The following is an 11,446-nucleotide window of genomic DNA, read 5'->3' on the forward strand; positions in this document are numbered from 1 at the left end:
GCCTGCTGCTTAATATTTTCTTGTATTCTCACATGCACATTCGCACTCTTAGTAACTGCAATATCAATCAACCTCAATACACACATCATAAAATACTGTATCGCATATTGCAACACATTCCACTTGTTGCTTCACAAACGTATACAGTATGCAATCACGATATGAATTCAAGCCCAACAATCCAACATCAGTAACGTCTCAACGAACGCAACTCACAGTACTTTTGGATTCTTAATATTCATCAAAATTAATTACCTTATCGAATACATCACAATTAGTTTGCGCGTGCAACACAACTACAAGCTTGTTATTCCTAGTTTTAGCACATCTGATAGCTTGCACGATTATTTCACGTTCACTACAACCATCAGCATCAGTTACACTTTTGAACGTCTCATCCAGCATAATAACAGTTCGCTGTTGAGAACCAATACACTTTGTGAGCGATGTGAAATCTGGAGCAACAATAGCACCGTTATCATCAAATAAGTAATCTTCAATCAGCATACAATTCTTAGTATTGTTATGATCAAACCAATCTCGCAACAATACTGATTTACCAGCACCACTAGCGCCAATAATAGCAACTGAAGAAATATCACTATCAGCAATAGTATTACTAAGATTCTGGTATGCTAATTCATTCCTCTTATACGCTTTCTGCTTACGCTCATAATTTTCCAAACTGAAAACTCGTTGAGCAGTCTGGGTCAAAACTCCTGAATCTTGCAAAGTTTCAATCACATTTTCCAAGCTTGACGACAGCATTACCACAAAATACAACACAGCACTAGCAGAAGCAAAATTCATTGATGATACTGTAAGCATATAAAGTATTGAAAATTCCAACACTAAAGAAAGACTTTGCATCATGCAATTTCTCACTGTGTAAATATTAATAAAACGACGCATACGCTGCCAATACTTATTTTCTGACGAAGCATAATGATACTTGCGAGAACTATCAAAAATAGCACCTTGCGGTAAGCTTCGCGTTGATAATAACGACGATAATGCTCCTAAAAACTTATCTCGATATTGTGCTTGTTTATCCGCAGCCGTATTAAGTAATCGCGAACCGGCATACCATATGAGACAAGATAACGGCACCATAATAATCATTATGTATACGTACTGCGGTACTGCAGCAATTGTCATAGCAAGAACTATTACTGTTTGAACAATAATAAAAATAACGTGTGCAATAGCACTAGGAATACTCATCTGTAAGTCAGAAAAATCATCCCCAAGCCTACCTAAAACATCACCTTTATTATCAATATTTGAATACTTATGCAAACGCATAATCAAACGATTATGCAGTTTTGTAAGCCGCACAATTGGCACAGCATATACAGGAACATTAAGAGCAATAATACCAATGACAATAAGCAAGCTTGCAAACAATGCAGAAGACTGAAGCATATTTAAGTTGGTGTTCGTAGCAATATTCTCTACAAACATTAACTCAGCAAGAACTATGAGTACTGTTGCTATCGGCAAACAAATAATACTAGCGGAGAACAATTCGCGCACAGTTCTAATGAACTTACCACGTGATTCTGCACCTGTAGGAATTTTCGATTCCACACAATCCGCTTGCATAGTTTTATCACTACCAGTATTCTGCAAATGATTTTCTTCAACCACACTATGCGTGACTTGCTTAGAGTTGTTACCATAAAACACACAAGGAATATACTCTGGATTACGTGCAAATAAAACAATATGATGAACTTGAGAACTTAGCATAGCTTGTGAAACTGTTTCTCGAAGCTCTGGATTTAACACAGAAAACACGTCATCAAGCACCAAATATTCCACGTCTTGAGCAAACGCCATAGCAAGCACCACGCGTTGACGCTCACCAACAGATAACGTTTCAGGATTATGCAAAAACCTATCCGCAACCTCACGCGACACATTAAATAAACGCAAGAAGTTTTCGTACTTCCGACGAGTATCATCGCTCGCAATATTAAACCAAGCTTCAATAAGCCCCTGCGACATAATAGGATTACAAGGCACCAATATTTTACTACTGCTAACAATAGAATCATACGCATTCAACGCCGAGCAAGCTTCTTTAGACAAAAGAGCGAACTTATTATCAAACACAACAGAATCAGAAATATTAGTAGCATCCGCGAGAGTATTATTCATAGCATTTTGCTCTAATTGCACTAAATCCTTGTCCATTGGAAGAGCAAGCCGAATCACGCGATAATTCACAATATTATTCTGCATGGCGCCATACAAATATTTAATCGCAAAAAGAATTCCAACATTAAACAACGCATTTGGAAAAATAGTTACATGAACAAGAACAACACCAGCAAGCAGTAATGTCAACCCACCTTGCTCAACAATATTACTCAATAATTGAGGAAATATGCGCTTATAAAGCACTCGTTCTTCTGCTTTACGTGCATCTTCAATCGCAGTAATACCAACATTATAACGATACACTCTTGAAGCGTGAGGAAGTTTATCAATAATTTTACTGAGAAGATTACGACGTTTACCTTCTAAATCCACATAGTTCTTCCACAATACGCCAATCCAACGTATAAGGAACAAATTACCAACAGATAAGAGAACTAATAGTAAAACCGCTACAATACTATTCTCGTGATATTGAACAACACAGATAGCAAAAAGAATAATAAACTGCAATATTGATAACACGAAATCAACACCATAAGCTATCTGACTTATCTGATTTGGATATGTTAATGCCGAAGACTGCAATGTTTCATCATCATTATTCTTAACAGATAAACGCACAAAACGATGGAAAGTAAGCTGACGAAACAAAGCTATAAGAAGCATCTCACAACGATCTTTAGCAATAAAACCCAATGCTTGTAAGAAGAAAGATAACGCCAACTTAAACGCAACAAACCCTTCAAGCAGTGTCGAAGCAGAATGTAACGATCCCATCGTATAAATAAGCAACAGCATTCCAGCAAGCTGTATCAAACCAGTAATAAAAACTGATAACACCTGCGGCATAAGAACTATAAAATATACTAAAGCACCTTTTGCATGTTGATGATTCGCAACGAACGAATCATAACGAGATATAACCCTATTTAACATATACCTCCAACATACATATTCATTCCAAACCCTCTAATCTACAAGTTTCATTAACTAATTCATCATCAGGGAAACGCTTCAAATCAAGTGCAAAATACTACTATTTCTTCTTATAACCTATAGCAACATTACCTGTTTTATTAATCCCTGGTACTTTAAGAACATCAGAACTTGACTTGTCTTTTAAATCAAATTTCCCAACCAAAAATAAAGCTTTAAGTCCTGGACCAGGTAAATTGAACGATGAGTCAACTAATTTGATGGGCTTATCTCCAAGAGTAACTTTAGACAAATCATAATGAGAATCAAGAATATCCCGTGACACAAAAAGATACAATTCATCTTTATTCATATAGTTTTCTGGTATACGAAACTCTTCTCGAGACACCTCTACCGTTTCCCAATGATACGACGCAAGCTCCGCCTTATCCTCACCATCGGCACATCCAGCAAGAGAAAAGAGAGAACCTATCAGCAGAAGCATAACAAGACAACTTTGAAAAATTGTTTTACAAAAAATAGTTTTACTCCTCATAACACCATTACCTTCCTTTTCTCTAACACGACTCTGTATCAAATGATCATAAAACAGATTATTAAGTAAACAAGATCTACCATTCACTCTGATTACTGTAATAATCTTAATAAACATATTATTTTTTTTATCGATTTGTCTAGATTATCGACACTAATCTCTTCTTTTACTAGCAAACTATAATTTTCATAAACAGCAATGTTCACGAAACAGAAGAACCAGAAGAATCAATATAATCATGCTCGTTTAATGCTTCCAACAATATCTTGATAATAGATAAATAAGATAAGCGCCCCTGCTGAAACTACCACACCTACCGCCAGAATAAACATATACGACTTCAAAAAGCCATAGAATACCTGAACACATAGGCTCCAAATTCTAAACATTTTCATTATATTTTATTCTTTGATAGCGCCTCCAACATTTTCTTTCTTTTTTGCAATGCAGATAAAATAGTAAAAAATACAAGAGAAAAAACAAATAGAACTAGAAATATTAAAGTTAATATCCATGGGTTTTGTAATCCAAATCCCACCATAATAGACCCTGAACTTGTTTCATGCGCATCAAAAAACACGCTACCAAAAAGGCCCAGATAATGACCCATTTCCCTACCTTTTGTAAACATAAGTATGATTACTGTTGCAGCTGTTAGAACTGCAGTCAAAATGAACGATAGAGTTATTGCACTAATAATTCGCTTAAACATATTCATAATATTCCTTCCTTTGTGTTGAATTTATACCCATTATTGAGTGAAATATGCACACCGCGCCAATAGATAACCATAATAAAACTGTGATGTTCCCAGGTATTTGCCAAACAAATATCGTAAAAGATATTAAAATTACAAGGCATAGTGCAGTAATCATTCCAACCAAGACAGAAAACGGATTATGCTTTTCCGCCGGAAAGAAAATACTAATAGCAATAGATGCTATAAGTGTAATCATACAAATGAATATTGTTTTTCCTACTTCTGCAAGATTAAGTCCTTTTATAGCACTTATTGCTAATACAGGAACACCTATTACAGATTCAGCTAAAGCATATGGAGCAAATAGATATAAGTACAACCGACATGGACTCAACTTATGGCGATAAGTCTTATGTATAGCTTCAGTCGTTGGAAGAGCATAAACAGCCTGAGTAGATATAATAGCTAACCAATATGGGGGATAATATCCATGTATACCAAGTACAACAATAGATAAAGTTATAACAAAAAATGTAGCTAACAGAAACTCACCACTACGCACTATAGCTTTCAGATGGATAATGAAAAGACTAGGAGAATTTCCAAGTGGAATTTTGAAGAAGTATTTCCAGCGAGAATGTTGATTAGGCGCCACAATAAGAATGACTAAAAGCACAATCACAGCAGAAACAAGAAAAACAACCCCTGCTGTTAAAACACCAAACTTATCATATATCAGAACAAAAAATCGAGAGAATCCATAGTAGGTTCTGCCTTCATAGAACGCATCAAGAAATCTATTGGATTCACGTTGTACATACATATAAGCACCGAATAGTATGGATCCAAAGAAGCAAGGTATCAGAAAGCTTCTCCATCTTTCTATGTGAAAAACCTGTAGAAATCTATCAAATCCAAGATATATAACGTCCAACAATAAATAAAGAATTACTATTTGACCAATAATTCCAAAAAAAATTTCTGGGAATGTTTCACACCCTCCACGTATTGCCATCGAGAATGTCAAAGGGCCAGATACAAGCGAAACACAAGATAATACTGTTATAGCTTCAAATATTGTGTAAGCTAAAATTCTCTGCTTATTTGTTACAGGAAGAGTATGCGTTAATTCAATGAGCTTGTCTGCCTTCATGAATAAAACACGTATAATTATGAAAAACAGTAAAACCCACAGTCCTACAGTCATCGAAATGCTTTGACACACAAGAGATATCGCTTTACTGCTGAAAACCATTCCACGTACAACAATAAATGTTAGGAAACAATAACCAGCATAACTTGCCAAAGCTGTAAAAAACAGAAGAATTTTTGCACAACTAGATTGCATAACCTTATGTAAAAACAACCTTCTAGCAAAGAACAGAAACAGAAAACGAACTAGCCTGAGAGTATTAGTATTCACTACCCTCACCGCCCAATTGTGGAATATTTGCTTTGACAAATGCATCTATAGATCCATATTTTGACACTAAAGCTCTGCACTCTTCATATACCAAAATTTCACCATGACTCATTAGTGCAATATGATCAGCAATTCTTTCCAGCATTGAGAAGTTATGGGTACAAAGAAGAACGCCATTCTTTTCACAAACCATATTGCGAATATCAACTTCAAAGTTATAAAGAGCTTCAATGTCAATACCATTAGGAGTCTCATCAATCATAGTTAGAGGGCGAGCAACCATTATTGCAGCGATTAACTGAACCTTTTTCCGCATGCCATGTGAATAATCCTCTATCAAGTCATCCCAACGATAATCCATCTGATATCTACTAAAAAGTCTTTGAACCTCAAACACGTCACATTGCATTCCATACATATTATGGATGAAACGCAAATATTCTAAACCCGTCAAAAACTCAGGTAAATAGTCATTAGACGCAAGAAGAATTGAATCCTTCTTTGCTTCCTTAGTTGTACTAAGATTCCCACAGACAGTAATCTTTCCCGATCTTGGTTTTATAAGATCACCAGACAATCGAATAAGAGTGGATTTCCCAGATCCATTAGGCCCAATAAGACCAGTGACTCCACCAAAATCCACAGAAAATGAAAGATTTTTTACCACTTCGTGAGCACTATTATATCCAAAGGATAATCCCTTTATTTCTAGCGCTTTTAGCTCGTTCTCTCCGGACATAAACAAAACCTTGCTTCAACAGTCTATTTGCATTCAGTATATACTGAGGTGTATCAAGCGTGTAATTAGGTTAAGAGGAAGCAGACATGCACACTGAAATATAACAATATAATCTAGTTAGCCCAAAGAGGTAAATCCCGCCAATGATTCGGTGCCCCAGTTCGTTCGAAAGGGATAATCTTATTGTGAGGAAATGTTTCAAGGGTATTAGCTAAAAGATTACCGCCTTCTAGTCCTAATTGGATGTTAAGGAATTGAATAATACTTATCTGCCCAAATAGCCTGTGCGTAAGAGTGTTTACTGGCGTCATAAGCTCATGGTCTATTGGCTTTGGCTTGATATCAAAACCACGATTAAAAAGCCGAGCATGATGAGCAGAAAGGTTACGCAGTATGTTCAAGGATTTCAGCGTTGATTCTAACTGCGGAGCCGTCATCACACACAAATTCGCAATCTCATTGCGAACCTTGTTTGGACTAAACCTATACAGGTGAGAGAGCATACCCCAATCCATGATTTCAACTGCAACCCACACTGGTAGTTGACCGTCATATTTATCGCGATGATGAGCTACAAAGTCTTCTTGTGAGTTCCTCACAGCTTCTTTATATTTGGAAAGCCACACTTCATATTGGGTTTTATGTGAATTCTTTTTGTAAGCTGCACGCGCCACAGCATTAAGCGTCTTAACGTCCATATGCACAAGTGGATCCACTTTCCCCAAGTGGTAACCCAAAAGAGCACGCAAAGCCAGTTCTATAGGCGCAAGGGTTGTAAACACAGCACTTCTAAGACGAGCATCAAACTCATACAATTCAGTGCACAAATCCAAAGATGTACCAGGCTGGAAATTATCTGTGGGTTTGCCAGAATTAACATCAATAATGCGTGCCGAATACCAGTATCCAGAAGTCGATAGTAGTTACGCGTCTTAAGTATGTGACTTGCTTGTGTGGTATTTTGGATTTCCATGCCACGTGAGAGTAATAGCTTTACTTGATCTTCATAACTTTTATGGGGCTTAATCGGCTTACTGGTCACAACTTCTCACAACGAAAAGGACCAGCCCTGGACTCCCACCGAAGCAGGTAGCGGAACTGGTCTTGTTGATTGTTATGGTAACACGCACCTTTGTCAATCGCGTGTAAGCGGCAAAAAAGTGTGTCTAAAAACCCGAGTTTTTGTTGAAATACCAAGGAAAACTCGCTGTCGTTAAGCTAAAAAGCTTAACATTTAGTATTACGTGACATTTTTATAAACATGTACTCGCGCATAGGAAGAAGGAAGAAGAATTTCCAGAGACCCTAACGTACCATCGTATTCTTCTATGGAAGACCTTAAAAAGCTCTGTTGCAAGACTGATGTACAACGTTAAGTTCACGAACGCTTATATTATCACCCTCACTCTTATCGACGCTGAAAGTCACTTATTTCTTTCCGAGCCTCCACGCTTTGAGCACTACTTCTATTACTCCGTAAGTCAATGCGGCCAACGGCCAAACAATCCAACTTTTTCCCCAATCGGACGTAATGAAACTGTAGGCTAAATAAATGAAGATAATTATAAGCCAGTAAGCTTGGAACAATAACCTAATCTTTGCAGGATAGACAATCTTTTTCTTCGGTTTCAGCAAACGGTAATAGGACGAGCGGACAATATTCGCCTGTACGAATAAATAAACAGCTGCTGCCACCAGTACAATAGCGATAACTACAAAAAAGCCGGATGAAAGTTGATAAAATTTCGGCACTGTATCCGAAATTATAAGAAAAATAAAGGCAACCATACATAAAACGACACCGATGACCGTCCGCAGCACATACGACGGCATGAACCGTTCCAAGCGTTCTTTGAGCACACTGTCAACGCCATAAGCCGTTTCAAAGTCTTCTTTTTCCAAATATTGATAACGCTTTTCGTGGAAACTCTGAATAATAAAAATAACTACAGCTACAGTGATAATCGCAACGCTGAATGCTAAGCCCATAGTTTTACCGACTTGCGCATTTACTGTTGGAGAAAGCAAAAGATTACTACCGATCAACGGGATTGCTGCCAGAATACAAAGAAGAACGCCTAGAGCAACATAGGCGGCAAATGATATTCTGTGAGCAATATAAGCGGAGGCTTCTTCCAGCTCAATTACCCGCATGCGAACGCCGGCTTCTTCCTGGCAGGCATTTTCATCTGCGTTGACGTTCTTCCCCATAACATCAATTTCATCTTTTACCAGAAGATCTGTACTAACATCAAACAAACGGCTCAATGCAATTATCCGTTCCATATCCGGGATACTTTGTGCGCCTTCCCATTTGGAAACAGCTTGGCGACTGACGCCCAATTTGTCCGCCAATTCTTCCTGCGACCAACCGTTTTGTTTACGCAGTTCCAATATTTTATCTGCTAAAATCATAAAAACATCTCCATTTCAAACTCTAATTCATCATAATCATGGTGAAATTATATCTGAAACAGCAGTTGCGTAGTAGCAAGTGCGATTGACAATTGCCGTTGAAAGCGCAATTTCTGCAGACAAATGAGCGCAACCGACAGCCAATTCGTTTTCTCTCATGTTCGCACCACGCTTTCCAATCATCTTCACGAACGCAAACAAGCGAATCCGTTACAGGCCGCAAATCTTCACCTTCATAATATTCAACAAGCAACTTCTTAAACTCAGGAACCTTATTTTCTGGAATAACTAGTAAGCCTTTACCGTGAGAAATCAAATAATGTAGGGAACTTTTTTAATATTATTGCAACGATTTGTTCCCCAAAAACATAAACAACTAGAGCACAATAACACTCTTCGCTAAATTTAAATCTATAGCAATTTAAACCAGCACTTAAAGGATTTCCTCCCAATTTTTAGGAAATCCCATAAAATCAAATTTAAACGAACCTTCATATTTAGCAAACGTATTTTTCAAGTCTTTCAAAAGAGAACACCACTGTTCATTTGCTTTTAGCATTCTTTTAGTAATTAAAAGTACAGGAAATATTTTATTTTGTTTCCTTTTATATTGAAGATTCTCTTTATAAAGGCGCGGATTTTCTTTTAAAGGCATATTGTAAAGTCTGGTATAGTGTGCACAAATATTTCTTACTTCTACTAAACATAAAATCCAGTTTTTTAAATATTTAGGATCAGTATTGTAATAGCGAGATATATTTTTTTGATCTTCAGTTTTTAAAATGCTAAACAATGAAGATAGACTCCCAAAAGACATTAATTCCACAGAAACCCATATAGGAAATTGACTATTATATTTTTCTATGTGATGCTTAACAAAAGGTTTATTTTTTTGTCGTTCAATTTCTTTATTCAAGCTTTTTATAAGAATAGAGTAAATAGATTGTCCTTGTTTATTTGTCTTGTAAACAAAATTAGTCTCACTCATCAATACTTCAGGACCGTATTTGATAGATAAGTAATAGGTAATCTGAGTTCTAAGTTCTATCTCAATTTGCTCTATAGTTCGCATTAGATTATTTTTAAATTGACTATCAAAGCAATAAAGATTAAATAGCTGTTCTATGCTAACAGTGTCTTGATAATGCTCCTTGTTATTAGCATTCTTCAACCCTACACCATAACCAGAAAGTCTGTAATAGTTGACTTTCTTCAAAATTTCTTTTGCAAATTCAATGTTAGAAATTTTTAAATGATGGTCATTTACAAGTCTTGCAATTTGTTGATCATACGTTAAAGCTGGCTTCAATGTCATACGTATACTCTTTCATACAAAAAGCCCTCTCCGTGGTCCGCATGTAGAAGAACTACATTAAGCGTGGAGAGGTTCTGTTAATACGATTGTATCATGGCGCATTTATAAATCAACCTAATCAGCCTTAGACATCAACACAACACTCTCGACGTGGCACGATAGGTCCGGATTGATGTCAGTCATAAGGAACCTATTCAGACTAATACGAAATGTAGCAACATATCTCCGTTTGTTAGTGGAAACATATCCACAAATTCTATAGCAGAAAATTCTTGATACATTCCGCTATCCATATCACGGTCTGAACCTCACCCATCCAAGGAAAAAGTTCAACTTTTTTATTTGTTTCTACTATTTATAGTGATTCCAACATAAAAGTCAAATCTTGCAAGGAACCGCCATCGCCTCAACCTTGTCCGTTCTTCCTACAAAAACAGGTCAACAGATATTTTTCGTCCTAACTGATAGCCAGGTTTCCATGCACTGGAACGAATGGTTATTCCATCTTTTTTCTTTTTCAAATAAGAGACCTACTTCTTCGATAAATCACTCTATAATAAACAATGAATGAATTTCTGTATGCTCTCATCGCCCATGACAGCGATTATACTTCTTCCCACTTCCACATGGACACAATTCATTGTGGCCTATCTTCTTCGGCCAATTTGCTCTTTCCTGAACCATAATAGGAATTTTCCCGTCATGCATAAGTTCAAGTTCCCTAAGACGATATAAATATTCAGAGACTCCCAATATAGCTTGAAACATACACATTGCCTCATTTTCAAATTCAAGCAAATATTCTGTTTTCTTTTTTGTTCTATCTTTCGGATTAGGAATATAAGTTATCAGCTGGTCTACTGAATTGTATTCAACTCGCTGGATTACATAAACATATCATCGTTCCAAACGAGTTTTACCAAGTCAATGAGTACTGCTATTCTTTCAGTAATTTCATTCTTACCAAATAAAGCATACGATTTGAAGCCAAGATTATTATCTAAAACGAACTTCTTAAATTGGGGATTATTCTGATATGCCAGATCACCAAGTGATTCCGTATAGATATTTCCTTCAAAAGAAGCGACCAAGATTTTCTTGGTCGCTTCATGTTCGTATAACACTCATATAATACCTAACGAACTAGCTTTACAGTTAGATAATCCACCTTACTTGTACGCTTTTCCATTTAAGGAAACTAGAGAATCAAATAATTG

The 11,446-nt window shown here is 36.6% G+C and carries 11 protein-coding genes; 1 reads left to right on the plus strand and 10 read right to left on the minus strand.

Annotation, left to right across the window (positions count from 1 at the left end):
* On the plus strand, positions 1–194 hold a 194-nt coding region (locus HMPREF3230_RS06645; protein ID WP_230955926.1), incomplete at its 5' end, for a hypothetical protein.
* Positions 195–231: 37 nt separating this feature from the next.
* Here the strand turns inward: HMPREF3230_RS06645 and HMPREF3230_RS04710 are convergent.
* The 10 genes from HMPREF3230_RS04710 to HMPREF3230_RS06740 all read right to left on the minus strand — a co-directional run bounded on the left by HMPREF3230_RS04710 (position 232) and on the right by HMPREF3230_RS06740 (position 11,003).
* Entirely contained in the window at positions 232–3,102 is a 2,871-nt protein-coding gene (locus HMPREF3230_RS04710) for an ATP-binding cassette domain-containing protein (RefSeq protein WP_075523794.1), read from the minus strand.
* Between the two features lie 100 nt (positions 3,103–3,202).
* The gene (locus tag HMPREF3230_RS04715; protein WP_075523802.1) at positions 3,203–3,637 is read right to left on the minus strand and encodes a hypothetical protein; all 435 of its coding nucleotides are present in this window, start codon (positions 3,635–3,637) and stop codon (positions 3,203–3,205) included.
* Positions 3,638–4,031: 394 nt separating this feature from the next.
* Entirely contained in the window at positions 4,032–4,355 is a 324-nt protein-coding gene (locus tag HMPREF3230_RS04720) for a hypothetical protein (protein ID WP_075523795.1), read from the minus strand.
* Positions 4,342–5,490 carry a hypothetical protein gene (locus tag HMPREF3230_RS04725; RefSeq protein ID WP_230955927.1) on the minus strand — a complete coding sequence of 383 codons (1,149 nt, stop codon included), beginning with the start codon at positions 5,488–5,490 and terminating at the stop codon, positions 4,342–4,344. Before HMPREF3230_RS04725 ends, HMPREF3230_RS04720 begins: the two co-directional genes overlap by 14 nt.
* 259 nt (positions 5,491–5,749) lie before the next feature.
* Positions 5,750–6,499, minus strand: a complete 750-nt coding sequence (locus HMPREF3230_RS04730) for an ATP-binding cassette domain-containing protein (protein WP_075523797.1) — start codon at positions 6,497–6,499, stop codon at positions 5,750–5,752.
* 113 nt (positions 6,500–6,612) lie between these two features.
* A complete protein-coding gene (locus HMPREF3230_RS04735; protein ID WP_196489654.1) occupies positions 6,613–7,386 on the minus strand; it encodes an Abi family protein in 774 nt (257 codons plus the stop codon).
* Positions 7,387–7,927: 541 nt separating this feature from the next.
* A complete protein-coding gene (locus tag HMPREF3230_RS04740) occupies positions 7,928–8,914 on the minus strand; it encodes a helix-turn-helix domain-containing protein (RefSeq protein WP_075523798.1) in 987 nt (328 codons plus the stop codon).
* Positions 8,915–8,936: 22 nt separating this feature from the next.
* On the minus strand, positions 8,937–9,230 hold the full coding sequence (locus tag HMPREF3230_RS06300) for a hypothetical protein (protein WP_082266294.1): 294 nt from the start codon (positions 9,228–9,230) through the stop codon (positions 8,937–8,939).
* A gap of 117 nt (positions 9,231–9,347) precedes the next feature.
* Positions 9,348–10,229, minus strand: coding sequence for an Abi family protein (locus HMPREF3230_RS04745; protein ID WP_075523799.1), 882 nt, complete (start codon positions 10,227–10,229; stop codon positions 9,348–9,350).
* Positions 10,230–10,814: 585 nt separating this feature from the next.
* The gene (locus tag HMPREF3230_RS06740) at positions 10,815–11,003 is read right to left on the minus strand and encodes an SEC-C metal-binding domain-containing protein (RefSeq protein ID WP_196489653.1); all 189 of its coding nucleotides are present in this window, start codon (positions 11,001–11,003) and stop codon (positions 10,815–10,817) included.
* Positions 11,004–11,446 lie beyond the last annotated feature (443 nt).

The organism is Gardnerella vaginalis, assembly GCF_001563665.1.
In the GTDB taxonomy this organism is placed as follows: Bacteria; Actinomycetota; Actinomycetes; order Actinomycetales; family Bifidobacteriaceae; genus Bifidobacterium; species Bifidobacterium vaginale_A.